The sequence below is a fragment of the Aurantibacter sp. UH7 genome (assembly GCF_056839165.1).
The window spans coordinates 4152860-4172233 of the sequence record NZ_CM166388.1; the positions used below are offsets into that span (position 1 = coordinate 4152860).

Annotated in this window: 17 protein-coding genes; 16 read left to right on the plus strand and 1 reads right to left on the minus strand. The window is 33.8% G+C overall.

The genetic code is table 11. The features are described 5' to 3' along the window. Window positions 1–18 precede the first annotated feature (18 nt). From UH7x_RS17590 to UH7x_RS17625, 8 genes are all read left to right on the plus strand, one after another. On the plus strand, window positions 19–1794 hold the full coding sequence (locus UH7x_RS17590; RefSeq protein ID WP_482361232.1) for a RagB/SusD family nutrient uptake outer membrane protein: 1776 nt from the start codon (window positions 19–21) through the stop codon (window positions 1792–1794). 111 nt (window positions 1795–1905) lie between these two features. Beyond that, on the plus strand, window positions 1906–3792 hold the full coding sequence (locus tag UH7x_RS17595) for a heparinase II/III domain-containing protein (protein ID WP_482361233.1): 1887 nt from the start codon (window positions 1906–1908) through the stop codon (window positions 3790–3792). Window positions 3793–3981: 189 nt separating this feature from the next. Next, window positions 3982–4569 carry a DUF6515 family protein gene (locus UH7x_RS17600; RefSeq protein WP_482361234.1) on the plus strand — a complete coding sequence of 196 codons (588 nt, stop codon included), beginning with the start codon at window positions 3982–3984 and terminating at the stop codon, window positions 4567–4569. A 206-nt stretch (window positions 4570–4775) separates the two neighbouring features. After that, the gene (locus UH7x_RS17605; RefSeq protein WP_482361235.1) at window positions 4776–6725 is read left to right on the plus strand and encodes a hypothetical protein; all 1950 of its coding nucleotides are present in this window, start codon (window positions 4776–4778) and stop codon (window positions 6723–6725) included. After that, window positions 6722–7555, plus strand: a complete 834-nt coding sequence (locus UH7x_RS17610; RefSeq protein WP_482361236.1) for a DUF2490 domain-containing protein — start codon at window positions 6722–6724, stop codon at window positions 7553–7555. Before UH7x_RS17605 ends, UH7x_RS17610 begins: the two co-directional genes overlap by 4 nt. A gap of 30 nt (window positions 7556–7585) precedes the next feature. Next, window positions 7586–8431, plus strand: coding sequence for an MORN repeat-containing protein (locus UH7x_RS17615; RefSeq protein ID WP_482361237.1), 846 nt, complete (start codon window positions 7586–7588; stop codon window positions 8429–8431). Window positions 8432–8524: 93 nt separating this feature from the next. Continuing rightward, a complete protein-coding gene (locus UH7x_RS17620; protein WP_482361238.1) occupies window positions 8525–9145 on the plus strand; it encodes a DUF6134 family protein in 621 nt (206 codons plus the stop codon). A gap of 40 nt (window positions 9146–9185) precedes the next feature. Beyond that, complete coding sequence (locus UH7x_RS17625; RefSeq protein WP_482361239.1) at window positions 9186–9947, plus strand: patatin-like phospholipase family protein; 762 nt, start codon at window positions 9186–9188, stop codon at window positions 9945–9947. Window positions 9948–9956: 9 nt separating this feature from the next. Here UH7x_RS17625 and UH7x_RS17630 read toward each other — a convergent pair whose 3' ends face one another. After that, complete coding sequence (locus UH7x_RS17630; protein WP_482361240.1) at window positions 9957–10841, minus strand: AraC family transcriptional regulator; 885 nt, start codon at window positions 10839–10841, stop codon at window positions 9957–9959. A gap of 162 nt (window positions 10842–11003) precedes the next feature. On the opposite strand from UH7x_RS17630, the gene nfsB reads away from it, so the two are divergent. From nfsB to UH7x_RS17670, 8 genes are all read left to right on the plus strand, one after another. Next, window positions 11004–11663 (plus strand): oxygen-insensitive NAD(P)H nitroreductase, encoded by a 660-nt coding sequence (gene nfsB, locus UH7x_RS17635; protein ID WP_482361241.1) that lies wholly within the window; start codon window positions 11004–11006, stop codon window positions 11661–11663. A gap of 20 nt (window positions 11664–11683) precedes the next feature. After that, on the plus strand, window positions 11684–12691 hold the full coding sequence (locus tag UH7x_RS17640) for a zinc-binding alcohol dehydrogenase family protein (protein ID WP_482361242.1): 1008 nt from the start codon (window positions 11684–11686) through the stop codon (window positions 12689–12691). Window positions 12692–12721: 30 nt separating this feature from the next. Then, on the plus strand, window positions 12722–13561 hold the full coding sequence (locus tag UH7x_RS17645; RefSeq protein ID WP_482361243.1) for a DUF4437 domain-containing protein: 840 nt from the start codon (window positions 12722–12724) through the stop codon (window positions 13559–13561). Between the two features lie 189 nt (window positions 13562–13750). Then, window positions 13751–15304 (plus strand): DEAD/DEAH box helicase, encoded by a 1554-nt coding sequence (locus UH7x_RS17650; protein ID WP_482363626.1) that lies wholly within the window; start codon window positions 13751–13753, stop codon window positions 15302–15304. Window positions 15305–15465: 161 nt separating this feature from the next. Further along, window positions 15466–15672, plus strand: a complete 207-nt coding sequence (locus tag UH7x_RS17655) for a UBP-type zinc finger domain-containing protein (protein WP_482361244.1) — start codon at window positions 15466–15468, stop codon at window positions 15670–15672. 11 nt (window positions 15673–15683) lie between these two features. After that, a complete protein-coding gene (locus UH7x_RS17660; protein WP_482361245.1) occupies window positions 15684–17330 on the plus strand; it encodes an FAD-dependent oxidoreductase in 1647 nt (548 codons plus the stop codon). 14 nt (window positions 17331–17344) lie between these two features. Then, a complete protein-coding gene (locus tag UH7x_RS17665) occupies window positions 17345–18211 on the plus strand; it encodes an AraC family transcriptional regulator (RefSeq protein WP_482361246.1) in 867 nt (288 codons plus the stop codon). Between the two features lie 211 nt (window positions 18212–18422). Further along, window positions 18423–19268, plus strand: a complete 846-nt coding sequence (locus UH7x_RS17670; protein ID WP_482361247.1) for an enoyl-CoA hydratase/isomerase family protein — start codon at window positions 18423–18425, stop codon at window positions 19266–19268. The last annotated feature ends 106 nt before the right edge of the window (window positions 19269–19374 follow it).

A 19374-nucleotide genomic window follows, 5' to 3' on the forward strand; every position in this document is an offset into this window, starting at 1 on the left:
CAAAAGAATATATATACTATGAAAACAAATAAAATAAAAAATATAATCTGGATTGTAACTGTTTTACTTGCTTTTGGTTGCAACGATGATTTTTTAGAAAGAGCTCCACTTGATAGTGTGAGTGATGGTACCTTTTGGTCCACAGAAAGTGACTTACAAGTTTACAATAATAATTTTTACAATCTTGCTAGAACAGATGTAGATGTTCCTATTATGATGGGGCATCAAGATGGGTTCAATAGCCATAAATATGGTATATGGTATTTAGATGAAGCATCAGATAACATCACTGCCAATCATGCTCGCCATAATAGATATCGTAGTTTACGGGCAGGAATCCATAGTACACCTAGTAATCCAGAATGGTACGGTTATAGAGGATGGTCTTTTGTTCGTTCTTTAAATATAGGTCTAACAAACTATGACTTAGCCAATGTTTCTGAAGAAATAAAAAATAAATATAGAGCAGAGGCACGTTTATTTAGAGGTTGGTTTTATGCTGACAAAGTTTCTAAATTTGGAGATATTACTTGGCTTGATGAAGAGCTTTCAACAGAATCCGAGGAATTATTTAGTGCAAGAACACCTCGTGATGAAGTGATGGCAAATGTATTAGCCGATTTAAATTTTGCAACGGCTAATATTCCAGAATCATGGGGTGATGGAGGTAATCATGGACGATTGAATCGCTGGGCAGCATTATTGGTAAAATCTAGAATTTGTCTATTCGAGGGTACATGGCAAAAATACCATGGCGGCAGTAATAGTGAAATGTGGCTTACAGAAGCAGCAAATGCAGCCAAGGATTTAATAGACAATGGACCGTTCTCCTTATATTCAACAGGGGATCCATTACACGATTATAACTCATATCATCGTCAATTAGATTTAGATGCAAATCCTGAAGTTATACTATGGCGTAAATATGATCCAGGTCAGTATACAAATCACGTGATGTCGTATTGGAGAGGCTATAATGGTGGTGCTACTAAAAGTATGGTTGAAGATTATTTGTGTACTGATGGTTTACCAATAACTTTATCCGGAGACTACGCTGGTGATGCAACAATTGAAGATGTTTTCGTAAATAGAGACCCGCGATTACGACAAACCATTTTGCACCCAGAAGATCAGGAATTTTACCAATTTGGTAATAGTTTAGATTTCACCTACCCTAGAGTTTCTGGTATGACTGGAGGTGAGCGCAACGCAACTGGTTATCATATCATTAAAGTATATGATGTAGCCGCAGCCTATCGTTCTTATAATACGTCGTGGACGCCAGCAATTACCTTACGTTTAGCAGAAGGTTTATTAAATTACGTAGAAGCCGTAGCAGAATTAGGAACTATAACACAAACAGATGTGGATATTACCATAAATGCACTTCGTGATCGAGTAGGAATGCCACATTTAGATATTAATGCTGTACCTGAGGATCCTCGTTATACAGGTGATGGTATTTCACCATTACTAGCTGAAATTAGAAGAGAACGTCGCGTGGAATTGTTTATGGAAGGTTTCCGTTATGATGATCTACGTCGTTGGAAACAAGGTTCAAAACTAGCTAAGAAAGATTTAGGGCTCCTATGGGATGCTGCTGCAGAAGCTCGTTATGAAGGTGCTACTGTACAAACGGCCGTAGATCCAGATTCTGGTAAAACTTATATAGATCCTTATGGAGGCTCGGATTGGGCCAACCCGCAATTTGATGAAAACAAGCATTATTTGTGGCCCATACCACTTTCAGAAATTTCGCAAAATCCAGACTTAGGTCAAAACCCAGGCTGGTAAGTTTAAATAATACGAATTAAAAAAGACAAGGCCATCTAAAAAAGATGGTCTTTCTTTATTTTTAGTAAGGCCAAAACCCACATATTAATTTTTAACAAAACAGATTTTAAAATGATATCTAAAAAAATTATTTATTATTTATTTTTCTCTCAATTATTTGTATTCGGTTCAATTAATAATATTGCTGCACAAGAAGGATTGGTACAACCTATTCCAAAACTGGATAACCCTATTAGCGTTCAATATTTACAGAAAAAACTAAAGAAGAGTGGACCAAAATTGGTGCTAAACTCAAAAATAGAAAAGAATCTAAAAAAGAAGCTACAAACAGATCCAGTAGTTAAAAACTTATATAAAGCAATACAAGCAAATGCTATTACGATACAAAAAGAACCATTGCTTATTAGAAAGTTAGAAGGTCGAAGGTTATTACATGTTTCTCGTGAAATGCTCTACCGAATGAATATTTTAGGTATGGTTTATAGAATGGAGAAAGATCCAGTAATTTTAAAACGTATTGAAGAAGAATTAATAGCAGTTTGTAATTTTTCTGATTGGAATCCTTCGCATTACCTAGATGTTGCCGAAATGGCGATGGCAGTTTCCTTTGGTATAGATTGGACTGGTGATGCGTTATCTAAAAGCACCATCGAACTTGCAAAAACAGCGCTTATAGAAAAAGGAATAAAACCAAGCTATAATGAGAAAGGTAATACCGGCTGGGTAGGTAGTAATAATAATTGGAATCAAGTTTGTCATGGAGGTATGATTGCTGCATCTATTGTAACAGCGGATATAAACCCAAAGTTAGCTTCAAAAACAATTAGCCGTGCATTAGATAGTATACCCCAGGCACTTGTGTCTTATGGACCAGATGGAGTATACCCCGAAGGGGCAACCTATTGGACGTATGGTACTTCATTTTCTGTTGTAACGGCAGCTATGTTTGAAAGTGCATTTGGAACCGATTTCGGGTTATCAGAATTTCCTGCTTTTATGGAAAGTGCAGATTTTAAAGTTCTTGCTAATACACCATCAGGCTGGTATTATAACTATGCTGATTGCGGTGATAAACGAAGTGAACAAGGTGATATTACGCTTGCATGGTTTGCAGCAAAAACTGGTAATAAAGCATATTTTGAAGAAGAACGCTTTTTAGCACCTGCAAATAAAATGGGTAAACTTCCAAGAAATGCTGGTGCTGGTTTGGTATGGATCTCTCAATACAAAGAAAAAGGTAATCAAAAAATACCAGAAGCATGGAAAGGCGATGGTGATAATCCTATTGTCATATTTAAATCTCCAGAAAATGATCCATATCAGTATTATTTTGGAGGAAAAGGAGGGAGAGGCACTGTAAATCATGGTAATATGGACGGAGGTTCCTTTATTTTTGAACTTAACGGAGTGCGATGGTCTATTGACACGGGCAATCAGAGATATCACGATTTAGAAAAGACAGGGTTTAATCTTTGGGATAGATGCCAAGAATGCGAACGTTGGACATTATTAACCAAAAATAATTTCGGACACAGTACCATAACAGTCAACAATAATCACCATGTGGTTGATGGAAAAGCTGTAATTACTGATTTTAAAGAGGGCAAACAACCAGAAGCTACAATAGACTTAAGTGCAGCTTTTAAAGGACAATTGGAAAATGCAAAACGTCGTTTCGTAAAAGATAGTCCTAACTCATTATTAATTGAAGATTCTTTGGTGGCATCAGATTCAACAGAATTGATAACATGGCAGATGTTAACTATAGCTGATGTTGCTATTATTGATGGCGGTGCTATTTTACAGCAAGATGGAAAAAAATTAAAATTAGAAAATTTATCACATCCAGAATTAACAGTTTCCGTTATTTCTTTAGATCCTTCACCATTAGAATTAGATAGACAAATAGCTGGTTTAAAACGAATTGAATTTCGACTTCCTGTCTATATCCTAAAAGACAAAAAAACAACGTTAAGAGTAAGGTTGTCAGGAGATTAATAAATAAATCAACTAAATTATAAAAGGGCAAATCTGTAAGGATATGTCCTTTTTTTATTTTACATATCAACCCAAAATAACTGTTAATTTCCTCATAAATCAGAATTGTATTTTAAACCTTACTAAAAACTCAGAGTCAAAAAGATGTATACAAAAAAAGAGTATTAACCTTTTTTAAAATATAGAATTATGAAAACAAATATTAAAACATATATAGTAGCATCTTTATTTCTAGTAGCATTTACGTATTCAGGAATGGCTCAAACCCGGAAGCGTACAACAACTAAAACTGTTACGACAAAAACTGTTAGTAAACGAACGCCAAATCGAGTATCCAGTACTAAAGTCGTTTATAAAACACCTAAAAAGAAAGTAGTCTCTGTGCGAACGGTACCAAACAGAACTATTATTAAACATAAAGGACGTAACTACTATTACGCGAATAACAAGTATTATACTGCCTCAAGAGGACGCTACATAGTTATTGCACCCAAAATTGGATTTAGAATTAAAACTTTACCTCCAAATTTTAGAAGGGTTCATTTTAACAATCATATATATTTTAGTGTTGGAGGTACATTTTATTCGCAAGTAGGTTCTGATTATGAAGTTGTGGAGCCAGAAATTGGTACTGTAGTTTATGAATTACCTGATAATTACGAAAAAGTAATAATCGATGGACAAACGTATTATGAGTACGCGAATATATTATATGAAAAAGTACAAGTTGATGGTACGCGCGCGTATGAAGTTGTAGGGATTATTGATATGGAGTAGTATATTATTTAAAAAAGAAAATAAGGCACTTACTGTTAAATCGGTAGGTGCCTTATTTTTTCATTGATTTTTTAGTTTGCTGGGTATAAAACGTACAAAATTGTAGGAATAATAAGTTTGTTATAAAGTATTTAAGGTTGAAAAAATCCAAATGTGATACTTTTTCGTATTGAATTGTAACTAAGTAAACAAACCAATTTCAATACATGACACTCCGTAAAATTATTCGGCCAGTATCATTTTTAATTCTTTTACTGTTCTCTACTACTATTTTTGGTCAGGAAAAGCAAAGGTATTCTGGACCTAAAGAAATCGCCCAATATTCTGGTAATGCAGATTATCAGTATTTTGTTTCTAACAATGATACCATTTTAGATGGCACTTTTAAAATGCAAAAATCTAATTTGGATGCTCTTTTGTCTAAAGCAGATAAAACATTCTTATTTAAAGGTGAATTCCAGCAGAATATAGCCAGTGGTTTATGGGAGTTTGATTTTGGAGAATTTAAATCTGATAGTATAACCGAGGTGGTTGGTTTTCAATACAAACTTAATGTTAGTGGTTTTCAAGAAAATGCGAAAGGGAGTCTAATTTTAGGCAAGCCAGATGGTACATGGGTATATACACATAATAAGATTAAAAATTCTGAGGTTGAAGCAACTCTTTTTAAAAGTACTATTGAGTTTGATAAAGGAATACCGCAGAAAAGTTTTGAAATTAAAAATACCGAAGGCACGCTAGTAGGTAGATTTTTAAGAGATGGGCTTGCACATGACGAATGGACATTCTATTCTGAAAAACAAGTAGGTAATGCACATAGTTGGTTCTTTAACAATGGTAGGTTAACTAAGATTAGTAGTATAAATAATGGTCAGCAAATTGATATTAATCTTTCAAAAACAAAAAGTAGTAATCAGGCTATAATCAACCTAGATAAAAGGTTTATAAAGTTAATTAATTTACAAAACACCAATGTTCGCGATATACTGTCAAAAACTAAAGGAATTCCAAGTTTATTAGCGGAAAATGCTGACTACTATAAGAAATTAGACACTATTTTATCTTCATTAGGTGAAGCAACTTTTTTACCTGAATTTAAGGTGAAAGTTGATTATTATCCAATGAATTCTGTGGAGCAACGAAGTTTGATTTCAATTAAAGAAAGTTATAAGATATCTGATTCCATAAGTTCTTCATTTTTAAGTGATACGCAACTTAATATTCTAAAGCTATCAGATAAAGAAGCAAATTATTACTATTCGGTAATTGATTCAATATCAAAACAATTTCTTCTTCCTATAGCAAACGTATTACAACTAAATGACGAGAAAATTATAGAACATGTTGACCGGAATTCTTTAATTCAACATGTTTTACCCAATGATTTTCCTTCTAAAGAAATCAGTATAAAGCTGGCAGAAAATGATACAAAGTCGTTCATCGATTCAAATGCAGACTCCTTTACTTTTTCTGATAATACTGTAGATGGACTTTTGCAACTGATAAAATATGCTGAAGTTAGCTTAATATCTATTGAAAAAGTATTAGGACCCAAATTAGCAAAGGAAAAGCGCCAGCAAGAATTTATTGCTATTGAAGAACAAATGATTTCTCAAATAAACAATTTAAACAGTGTTATTGATTCTGTTGATTCAAGTTTTCCTAAAAATTTAATTGGTGCTTTGGAGCAAATTAAAGCTGTTGCTAATAAAAATTTGAGTTCATATTCTAATATGCAAAACTTAGCGGAAAAACTGATTTTTGGTCAACATCTAACGCAATGTTTTAAATCTTTAGAACTACTTGAGAAAGAGGTTTTACTCCATCCGGCTAAGAATAAAGAAATAGTAGCACATTACCAAGATCAGGTTTGGAATCCGTTTATGGCCAATTTAATGACTGAAGAAGTTAAGAAACGAATCACATCCGCTTATAGAAAGGTATTAGAACCATACTTATTAAATGAAATAAGTACCAATTTAAATTGTACTAATTCTTCTACTATACTAGAATTATATAAAGCTACATACGACCGGATGATGGCATTGCGTGATGAAGACACACATAAACTAGAACGTAAACTAAAAAGAGAACAAGACCCAAAAATTGTATTAGAATTAATGAATATTAACCCTATAGTTAAGAAAGAGCAATGATGCGAAATTCAAAACATATAGTGTGGGTTTTATTCCTATTGTTCGGTTGTATTTGTACAAATGGTATAGCGCAAGAAGATGACTATGAAGTACTACCCAAGGAGTCAGAGTATAAACATGCAAAAACGAAACTTTGGGTTAATACCTATGGTAAAATAAGAATCTCAAAACGTCTGTATTGGGATGCTCAGACGCATTTCAGATTTGAAGAAACTGAAAACACTCCATTTATTGGTCAAGTAGGTCAATTATATAATCGCCATGCATTAGGCTATATATATTCTAAGAAGGTAAACTTTAGTTTAGGAGGTGTACTTCGACTTAATTTTAATACCGACCCGTTATCAGAAGATAGAAACTTAGTTCCCGAATGGCGTATTTGGCATCAATACCAATTTGCCATGCCGGTTTATCGCGCTACTATTTATCATCGTATACGTATTGAACATAGATGGACACAAGGTTTTGAAGATGATAGTAAATATATTTTTAGAAATAGATGGCGTTATATGTTTAGAGCTAAGATTCCACTAAACAGTCACAAACTGGAGCCAAAAACATTTTATGTTGCCCCGGAGACCGAATTAATAATGCAAAGTGGTAAAGCTGTAGTTGGAAGCGTAATGGAAGATTTACGTTTAACAACAACCTTAGGTTATATTTTAACTCCGCGGTTAACCGTAGCAGCGGGTGGACTTTATTCTATGGGTCAAGATTTAAAGAATGCAGGTGTATTTAAACAAACATTTACATTGCGTGTTCATATGTACTATTCACCAGATTTTAGAAGGGTTAAAAATAAATTACCAGCTATTCATCTAAATGATTAAAGTAAAGAGAAATAAAGTAATATTTGATTAATGAAAAAGAGAATAGCCATACCATATATTTTGTTCGCAGCGACTGCTGGGGTTGCCTTTTTTTATCTTTTTAGGTCTGTAAGTTTAAAGAATGATTTAAAACAAAAAGAAACACAACAGGCAGAAATTGATGAAAGTTTAGCAGAATATAAAGAGGTAATGCGTATTGATTCTATTTTACTTGATGGCGATTATAAAAAAGCCTTAAATGCCTACAATAGTGAACTTAAATATGTAAAAGATAATCCGTATAGAATTCCATTACGCATAGGCCTTGCGGAGCAATTACTAGACCTCAAATCCGATAAAATAGTGGTTATAAAAGATAGTGTAGTTTCTAATTTAGATTCACTTCAGTTATTGCAACAAAAATCTAAGTTTGATTTAAATGTACGCGATTCTTTAAACTTTGCACTAAAAAAGGCAAAAGTACAATTGGCAGCAATGCGTCGTCAATTGGGGAATAAATCCTTAGGAGAGTATTTAAAATTTAAGAATAAAAAGGGTAGTCTAATGCATTATGTTGGTCAGGTTTCTAATAACATGGCCAACGGAACAGGCGTTGCAATACTTAATACAGGAAGTCGCTACGAAGGTTCTTGGCAAAACAATGAGCGCCATGGAGAAGGTACTTTTTATTGGGCAGATGGTGAATATTATATTGGTAGTTATTCCAACGATTTAAGAAATGGAACAGGTACGTATTATTGGCCAAATAAAGAAAAATATGTTGGCGAATGGAAAGATGATAAAAGAAATGGTAAAGGCACATTTTATGGAAAAGATGGTGAAATAGTTACCAAAGGAGTTTGGAAAAAGGACAAACTTGTTGAAGAAGAAAAATAACAAAGTCTTTTCAAAATATTCCTTCTAGTTTTTCCATTGTTATAACTTTGTTGCATAAAGTTATTTATTCACGGTTAAATATATATTTTAACAATGGTAACAACCAATCATATTCTTGTTATTTGGTTATTTATCATCACCAATATTATTATAAACACCACAGAGCATAGTTTAAATAGTGACAAGACTACTTTAAATTATGATATTGTGATGAAAGATAAGACTGTCGGAACTTTAAGGGCTACCCGTTATACTAAAAATAATAAAGAAACTTATCAAAGTACTACTAGCATAAAAACACGTTTCATTACAGAAATTGCGGTCAATTACAATTACGATGTGATTTTTGAAAATAAAATATTGAAAAAAGCCCAAGTAGTTATTGATGTGAATGGCAAAACCCATGCAAATACTCAAACAACATGGGGAAAGAATAACTATGAAGTTGCTAAAAATGATAAAGTAGAAACTGTTATTCAAGATCAAATAAACTACAGTACTATTTTACTATATTTTAAAGAACCCGTTCAAATAAAACAATGTTATTCAGAACAAGACGGAAGTTTTAATATTCTTATGCCAAATGGGAATCATAGTTATAAAAAAATAAATTCGAAAGGGAAAGAAAATATCTATTATTATAATAAAGGTATATTAGAGAAAGCAAATATTGATGGCGGACTAGTCAATTTTGAGATTGTTGCACGAGATTAAACCTATTCTTTTAAATTTATAGTTATAAAATATCTGAAAAATGAATATTGGTTTGGTTTTATCTGGTGGCGGCATAAGGGGTGTGGCCCATATAGGGGTTATAAAGGCACTAGAAGAACATGATATTTTCCCTACTCATATATCGGGTACAAGTGCAGGTGCGGTTGTTGGAGCGTTATACGCAGGGGGAATAGGTTGGGCTGAAATATTGCATTTTTTCAAAACCATTCCTATTTTTCATACGAGTAAATATGCACTAAAAAAACCTGGTTTTCTTGATACCGAAAAATTCTATGACGAATTTAAAAAGTTCTTTCCTGATGATAGTTTCGAAACGTTACCAAAAGCATTATATATTACAGCAACGGACATCATAAAGGGTGAATTGACCATTTTTGACAAAGGAGAATTAATTAGACCAATATTAGCTTCTGCAACTTTTCCTGGTGTTTTTTCACCAATAGAAATAGCAGGAAATTTTTATGTAGATGGCGGAGTACTAAACAATTTTCCAGTTGAACCAGTACAAGAGCATTGCGATAAAATTATCGGTAGTTATGTAAATCCATTAAAGAATATAACAGTTAAAGATTTAAAGCATTCTTATAATGTAATCGACAGAGCTTATAAACTTAGGTCGGCTTTCGATTCTTTAGCAAAATTTAGCGATTGCGATTTTGTAGTATCACCTGAATCACTAAATAAATTTGGAACCTTTGATATGCGCTCTATAGAGCCCATTTTTCATATTGGTTATACTAGTGCTAAAGAAGTTTTAAAAGGGTATGAGTTAAATCAATAATTGTCTTTTTTATGCTGTGCATGCACCACGGGTTAATATCATATAATCACCGTTATTCTTAAATTCTTTTATGGAAGTACCAACATAACGTTTAAAAGTTTTTGAAAGATGACTTACATCAGTAAAACCTAAATCATCTGCAATTTGGGTTAAGGTGAAATCTGAATTTAAGAGCCTTATTTCCACAAGCTTCAATTTTGCTTTTATAATGTATTCTCTTAGTGGCATCTTCACTTGTTTCTTAAAGTACTCACTTACATATGTGGGAGACATCATAAATACATTTGCAAGGTTTTCAACTTTTAACAACTCCGTTTTATCAATATTCTCATTAATATAGGTCAACATTCTGGTAATTCTTTCTTCAGAAATATTAGCATCTGTATCAAAATAATTACTCTTTTTAATATTCCGAATTAAAATTTCTAAAATTCCTGTCATAAGGCTGGTAACAAGATTTACAGACTCTTCGCCATAATTTCTTGTTTCTAAAAGTATCATATCAGTTAAACTGCCTAGATGCAATCTATCTGTCTCAGATTTGATAATATCCCCAGGAAGCTGATTGTAATTAGATAGAATATATGAAGCTTCTTTGAACCACTGATTTCTATCAAAATGCATTTTATTAACCCTCTTAAAAAATGAATCAGTAAATTTTAGAAATACAAATTTTGTAGGACGGTCTATGGTAAACGAATGACACTTTAATGGTGGTAATAGAAATACACTCTTGTCGGTGTAAGGTGATTCATTGTAATTTATACATTGAGTACCAGAACCTGATTTCACCAAAACCAATTCAAAAAAATTATTTTTAACAGGACGTTGTATCCATGTTGTTAATTCTATTTCTTGTATTTCAAAAGGTTTATGCGCTTCTAAAACTTCCATATCAATTAATTTAAAGCTTAAAATTAATGGATTTAATTCTAATTCAGACTATTTAAGTCATATTAACCTTTATTTGTACAAACATCACCTTGATTTATACAATAAATAAGGTTATGTGTATTTCTACATTTGCATCATAAAACAGAATTAATACCATAAAAAATGAATTTAAAAGAAACATTAAACTGGAGATACACTACAAAGGAATACGACGCAACTAAGAAAATATCTGAAGCAGATATGGCTGAAGTCAAAAATTTATTAAGAATGAGTCCTTCAAGTGTAAATCTTCAGCCTTGGCATTTTATAGTTGCCGAAACTACAGAAGGTAAAGCACGTATGGCAAAAGGAACTCAAGGCTTTTTTAGTTTCAATGAGCCAAAAATAACGAATGCATCAGCTGTTGTATTGTTTTGTTCAAAAATTGATGCAGATGATACATACTACCAGCATATTGCAGATACCGAAGATAAAGACGGAAGATTCCCTAACGAAGATATTAAAAACGGATTTTTAGGTGCTGTTAAAGCTTTTACGGGGATTCATAAATACGATTTAAAAGATTTACAACACTGGATGGAAAAGCAAGTATATCTTAACATTGGAAACTTTTTATTGGGAGTTGCCAGTTTAGGTTTAGATGCTACGCCAATGGAAGGTATTGATGTAAAAGCTTTAGATGAAGAATTCGGATTAAGAGAAAAAGGATACACCTCTTTAGTAGCTGTTTCTTTAGGATATAGAGCAGCATCTGATTTCAATGCTACCGATAAAACGCCAAAATCAAGATTACCAGAAAGCGAAACTTTCACTGTAATATAATTTTAAAATTTTCAAATCAGATGAAAGCAATAGGATATAAAGAGAATTTACCAATTGATAATGTAAACTCGCTACAAGACATCACTTTAGATACGCCAAAAGCAACTGGTAGCGATATTTTAGTGGAAGTGAAAGCGATTTCTGTAAACCCTGTAGATTACAAAATTAGAGCCAATAGACCGTCACCAGATGGAAATTGGAGTATAATTGGTTGGGATGCAACGGGAATTGTAACAGCTGTTGGAGAAGATGTTACGCTTTTTAAAGTGGGTGATGAAGTTTGGTATGCAGGTGATTTAACACGTCAAGGTAGTAATGCCGAATATCAAGTTGTAGACGAGCGTATTGTGGGTAAAAAACCTGCAAGTTTATCATTTGCTGAAGCTGCTGCTTTGCCTCTAACTACGCTTACAGCTTATGAATTGTTGTTTCACAGATTACAAGTTTCTAAAGACGATGCCAGCAAATCTATTTTAGTTATTGGTGCTGCTGGTGGTGTAGGTTCTATTTTGGTGCAATTGGCTAAAAAGCTAACAAAACTGCATATTATTGGTACCGCTTCTCGTGAAGAAACTACCGATTGGTTAAAAGAATTAGGTGCAGATACAGTGATTAACCACAGAAATAAATTGAGTGAAGAGTTTGCAAAGTATGCCCTTCCTGCTCCTGAATATGTGGTGAGTTTAAACGCTACAGAGCATCACATGGATGAAATTGTAAAACTGATTAAACCACAAGGTAAATTCGGATTTATTGACGACCCAAAAGTGATGAATGTGATGCCTTTTAAAGGCAAAGCTGTGTCTACGCATATCGAGTTAATGTTCACTCGTTCTATGTTTCAGACAGATGATATGATAGAGCAGCATAACATTTTAAACGAAGTTTCCGAATTAATAGATAACGGAAAAGTAAGAACAACCTTAGGTGAAAACTTCGGAACTATAAATGCCGAAAACCTTAGAAAAGCTCACGCTTTCTTAGAAACAGGTAAAGCAAAAGGTAAAATTGTTTTAGAAGGATTCTAGACTTAATCATAAAATAAAAAAAATATCAAAATGAAAAAAAATATCTTAATCGCATTAGCAATAGCAGCAGGCTTTTATGCAAATGCACAGACACCAACAACAGATGCTGCAAAATCTATAAATGAAGTAGTAACCGCAGATAACGTAGAATGGGGATGGTTAAATCCGTTACGAGGCGATAAAAGTCCGGCTGCAGGAAAACTTTGGGGAGATCGTACCAAAAACGGACCAGCAGGATTTTTAGTAAAATTCAACAAAGGTTTTTCTTCGCCACCACACATTCACAATATTACCTATCGTGGAGTAGTAATAAAAGGATTATTACATAACGATGATGAACAAGCAGAAAAACAATGGTTACCGGCAGGTTCTTATTGGCAACAACCAGCAGGTGAAGCCCATATAACTGCTGCAGATGGTCAAGAAAATATGGCTTTTTTAGATATTCAAGAAGGTCCATATTTAGTAAAACCAACTTCAAAAGCTTTTGATAATGGAGAGCGTCCAGTAAATGTAGATAAATCCAATATGGTTTGGTTAAATGCCAATGATATTGAATGGGTTGCTGCAAAAAGTAATGTAGAAACCGCTTTTTTATGGGGAAGTCACGAAGGCAATCAATTACGTGCAACACTTTTAAGATTACCAGCAGGTTTTAAAGGAAAAATTAAAAATTTGAGTCCTAATTTTAGAGCTGTTGTTATTTCTGGAGGATTGACACACCAGTTCTATAAAAAAGGAGAAGTAAATCAATTAAATGCTCCATCTTATTTTGGTGCAGAAGAAAATGCAACTTCAATAATTTCAGCAGAAAAAGAAACAGTTGTTTATATACGTAGTAACGGTGATTTTAGTGTGACTTTAAATTAATAAGGATTTTCAAATGGTAAAATCTGACCTTACGATAGATTAGTTTTCTGATAAATTATTACCTGGGATGAATATATAGTAATAGCGTTTGATTATGAAAATAAAGGAGAATCGTTTCGGAAAGCCTTTTAATATATTAGTAATTGCTTAATGAAGGTTTTACCTTTGCATGCTACAGAAAAAGATATCATGAAAGAGCCCCTATTTGAAATTCAGGAAAAGAAAACTGACAAAGAACTTTACAGTTACCAGCAAGGTGCTATAAATCAAATATTTGAAAAATTTGATAATGAAAGAGATGATTATCACCTTTTATATCAATTACCTACCGGCGGTGGAAAGACCGTAATTTTCTCCGAAATAGTACGGCAATACCTTAAAAACCACTCAAAAAAGGTCTTGGTAATGACACACCGCGTAGAGCTCTGTAATCAGACTTCTAAAATGCTCACCAGTTTTGGGGTGGTCAATAAAGTAGTCGATAGCAAGGCCAATTTAGATGACCAAGAACGTTACAAGTGTTATGTGGCCATGGTAGAAACACTCAACAATAGGCTTAACGACGGTATATTGGATATCTCAGACGTTGGTTTGGTCATTGTAGATGAGGCCCATTATAATTCCTTTACAAAATTATTTAAGTTTTTCGAAAACTCTTTTGTTCTTGGGGTTACTGCTACGCCCTTAAGCTCTAATAAAGAGTTACCTATGAATGGGAACTATGATGAGTTAATTCCTGGGGAGTCCATAGAAAATTTAATAGAAAACGACTTTCTTGCTAAAGCTGAAACATATCAGTATGATATGGGGCTGACTTCATTGGAGGTAGGTTCCAATGGGGATTACACGGTTAAATCCTCTTCGGACTTATATACAAGTCCGTCCATGTTAAATAAATTACTGGAAGCTTATACCAAACATTCTAAAGGAAAGAAAACATTAATATTCAATAATGGAATAGAAACCTCCATTCAAGTGTACCATACCTTTAGGAATGCCGGATTACCCATCATGCATTTGGATAATAATGCCACTAAAAAACAACGGAAACAGATTCTAAAGTGGTTTCATGATACTCCGGACGCCATACTAACTTCCGTAAGTATTTTAACGACTGGTTTTGATGAACCTACAATTGATACTATTATCCTTAACAGGGCCACTAAGTCATTGACTTTGTACTATCAAATGATTGGTAGGGGCTCGCGGGTGTTGAACAATAAATCTAAGTTTACCGTTATAGACCTTGGTAATAATTTGTATCGTTTTGGTCCATGGGGAGCGGATTTAGACTGGGTGACCATTTTTAAATCCCCAAATTTTTACATAGACCGTATTAAGGACGATGAAGAAATTGAGGGTACTTTTAAACATGAGTTGGACGATGACATTCGTGAAGAATTTTCAAAATCAGAAAACACTTATCTCGATATTAAAGCTATTTATAAGGAAGCAACCTTTTCTGGAGAATCCTCTAAAGTGGTTTTAGAAAAATCAATTGAACAACATGCCTATATCTGTATAGAAAACAGTGAAGATGTTTATGATGCCATTGCATTGGCGAAATTACTTAAAGAAGACATTAATAATCGGATACAAGTTTATGGTAAGTGTATAAGTAAAAGCACCTATAATTTTATTAATTGGTTAAAGCTGGATTATCAAAAAAAGCTTAACGCCTATCTTCGAGAAAATTTTGATACCGTTTTTGAACAAATTCATGGTCATCCGCCGGAAGATTAACTGAGTTTTATAATCCAGAAATACATAAAATGGTTAAGCGTATGAGGTAAGTATCAAGTTCTTTCGCTAAATTTAGTGAACACCATAAAATAGATATTCTGCCACAAACCTCTTGCCGTCATATTAAAGCTATTTCAGAATTAAAAACGGCTACCAAGCATGTGTGCGAAGAATGTGTAAAACTCGGCGATGGCTGGGTACATCTACGAACATGTCAAGAATGTGGTGTTACACTTTGTTGTGACGATTCTAAGAACAAGCATGCTACTGCACATAATCATACTACGGGTCACCCGGTAATTAGTTCGGCAGAACCTAATGAAAGGTGGCTTTGGTGTTATGCAGATGAAGCTTTTGTAAGCTACTAAACCAACCAAATATGATAGATTCTAAATATCCGGAGTTAACCGACATACAAGTTGAAAAACTTAAAACCTATGGCGAAGTTGAATTTTACAAAGAGCCTACAGTGGTGTTGGATTTTGGTGATCAGCATTACGATTTTTTTGTAGTACTCACTGGCGGAATTAGAATTATAGATCCTGATAAAAAAGAAGATAGTATTACTATTCATAGAAGGCATCAGTTTTCTGGGTCTAGTAGTATTTTATCTCATAGAACAGTTGGTGTTTGTGGTGAAACATTAGAAAACACACAGCTTATAAGAATTAGTCCCGATAAATTAAAAAGTGCCATTGCTAAATTCAGTGATATTAGCGATGTGCTTTTAAACGCTTTTTTACAACGTGAAGATGCACTTAAAAATAATGTACAGGGAATAAAACTTATTGGTTCTGAACACTCTAATGAAACGTACGCCATTCGTGATTTTATGGATAAGAACGATATCTGGTACAATTTTATAGATTCTGACAAGGAAGAAGGATTAGTACAGATGTTAGAAACTTTTAATCTTAAGAAATCTGATTTACCTGTTTTAATCAATAGTCAAAATGATATTTCCATTCGTCCGTCTATAGATGAAATTGGAGAATGTACAGGTGTTCGTTTGCAGTTAGATGATGAAATTTATGATGTTCTAGTAGTTGGTGCAGGACCAGCAGGATTGGCTGCCAGTGTATATGCAGCTTCAGAGGGACTTAAAGTACTTACTATTGACAGTAACTCCCCTGGCGGACAAGCTGGTAAAAGTTCTAAAATTGAAAATTACCTTGGGTTTCCTACGGGAATTTCAGGTCGGGATTTAGCGAATAACGGCTATATACAAGCCCAAAAATTTGGTTGTACTATTTCAGTTCCACACAGGGTAGAAGGCATAGAACGAAAAGAAGATTATTATCAAATTAATTCTAACAACACTTCCATTTTAAAGGCTAAAGCAGTAATTGCCGCTACAGGTGCTGCATATAGAAGATTGCCCTTAGATGGAATAGAAAAATTTGAAGGTTCCGGTATTTATTACAGCGCAACTTCTATGCATGCGAATATGTGCAGAAATAGTGAAATTGGTATTGTAGGCGGAGGAAATTCCGCAGGACAAGCGGCATTATTCTTGGCAAATTATGCACATAAAGTCTATATAATTATTAGAAATGAAGATATAGGTGCCAAAATGAGCAACTATTTGGTTCAGCGAATTATTGCTTGTGAAAACATTGAAGTATTGACCAATAGCAACGTGGTCAAAGTAGATGGTGACACCTATTTAGAAAAAGTTGACATCAAGCAAAAAGACAATCTTGTTCCTAATGAAATTAGCTATCTATTTACTTTCGTTGGTGCAAAACCATGTACAGAATGGTTAAATACTATTATTGATACTGACGCGAAAGGTTTTGTACATACGGGACTTACCATTTGCGATAAGGCTTTGAACAGTGAATCTGAATTTAGGCAAAGAAAACCATACACTTTTGAAACCAGTTTACCGGGACTCTTCGCAGTTGGTGATGTACGCTCGGGTTCTGTAAAACGTGTAGCATCAGCTGTTGGTGAAGGCTCTATTGTGGTTAGTGATATTCATAAATTTCTGGCGCAAGACAAATTTGCTACTACCACAAATTAAATCATCTTTGTTCTATGGCGCGGACTATCATTGAAAATATTGTAATTGCTAAATACGAAGAACAAACCTTTTTTGAATTTTGTCAGTATACTACTATTCGCTTTTTTGAAATTGTATATTTTGAAAAGGGATCAGGAACTATAAAAATCAATGGTAAAACCATACCCTACGCTGCAAATAGTGTTTTTGTTTTTATTCCTGATGATATTTATATCCTTAACCCTGATTCCGCCACGACTACTGTGGCTATTAAGTTCTTAAAAAGCTTCTTTAGAAATACATCGGCTCAGAATGAAACACTACCCGTTAACAATTGGTTTCGAAAAATTGAAGAAATATTAAATAGCGAAAGTCATCAGCTTCGTGAAATGCAATTTGAAACTGAATCAGATAGGTCGCACCTGGTATCCTTAATTAATATGGTTGCCACTGAATATATGAGAGAGCAGACATTTGATATTTTTATAATTCAAAACTCTGTATCGGTTATTCTACATCTTATTGCAAGAAATATTCAATTTATCAATACTGCAGATACTGGAAAGGAGGTTAAATCATCTAAGATTCAGCAAATCATAAATTTCATTCACGCTAATATTTATAATTCCGAATTGCTAACTACCAAAAGTCTGGCAGAGGAGTTTCATATGGCAGATAATTATATGAGTGAATACTTTAAAAAGCATACCGATGTTTCTTTAAAGAAATACATTATCAACTATAAATTAAAGCTTGTTGAAACCCGATTAAAATATACCGACTTACAGTTCTCAGAAATTGCGATGGAATTAGGTTTTACAGATTCAAGTCACTTAAATAAGACTTTCCAAAGTTATAAGGGAATGACAATTGGGGCTTTTAAGGCTAGTATATCTGCATAAGCGTTATATAAAATATTTTAAAGTCTGTATTAGTAATGGTTCAAAGTAATCGTTATTAATACTGCTTTTTTATTTCATCTACTCAGAAAAATACCATTTACCTCTTTTTTTACCAAAACCACTTTGTTTTTTACCCATTTGAACCTTGTGTCCCTAGATACCTTTGTACTGTAATTAACGCAGAATAAATATCAACCAAAAAATAAATACTATGGACTACAAGAACTTTCAAACATTTACAGCAGAACAAAAAGGCGGAATTTTAACCGTAGACATCAACTTTGGACCAGTAAATGTTCAAGGACAAGAAATGCTAGCAGATTTAAGTAGCTTATGTTTACGGTTAGAGCGCGATAGAAGCGTAAAAGTTGTTGTTTTTGAATCTTCAAATCCAGGATATTGGGTATGTCATTATGATACTAACTTATTAAAAGATATGTCTACCGAAGCTGTACCAAGAAACGAAGTACAGTTGTTAGACTTACAAGCAATTTTAGAAAGATTAAGCAACGTACCACAAGCAACCATCGCAAAAATAGAAGGTTTTGCAAGAGGTGGCGGACACGAAATGGCGTTGGCTTTAGACATGCGTTTTGCAGCTAGAGGAAAAGCCAAATTCATGCAAATGGAAGTAAGTATGGGAATTTTACCTTGTGGTGGCGGAGCGTCGCGTATGGCTAGACAGGCAGGTTTAGGTAAAGCATTAGAAATTATTTTAGGTGCTAAAGATTGGGATGCAGATGAAGCGGAAAAATTTGGAACTATAAACAAAGCTTTAGATGCAGATGAAATTGGTGCTTATGTAGATGCTTTGGCACAACGTATTTCTCAATTTCCAGCAGATTCTATTGCAGCTTCAAAACGTGCAGTTTATGCGTCTATAGATTTACCAATAAAAGAAGCTTTAAAAGAAGAAGCATACCAATTATTTCAAGCAACAAGTAAAACTCCGGCTGTAAAACGTTTTGCCTATGCAGATGATAACGGAGCACAATTTGACCACGATAACCAGAAGAACTGGGAACAAATGGTAATGGATATTCAAGAAGTGAATTAAGGCGCTGAGCACCATACGCTAAGCGTATATCGCTTTTAAATTTTTGAGTAAAGCGCGAAGCGTGTAGCGCATAGCGACAAACCAACAACGAACAACGAACAACGAT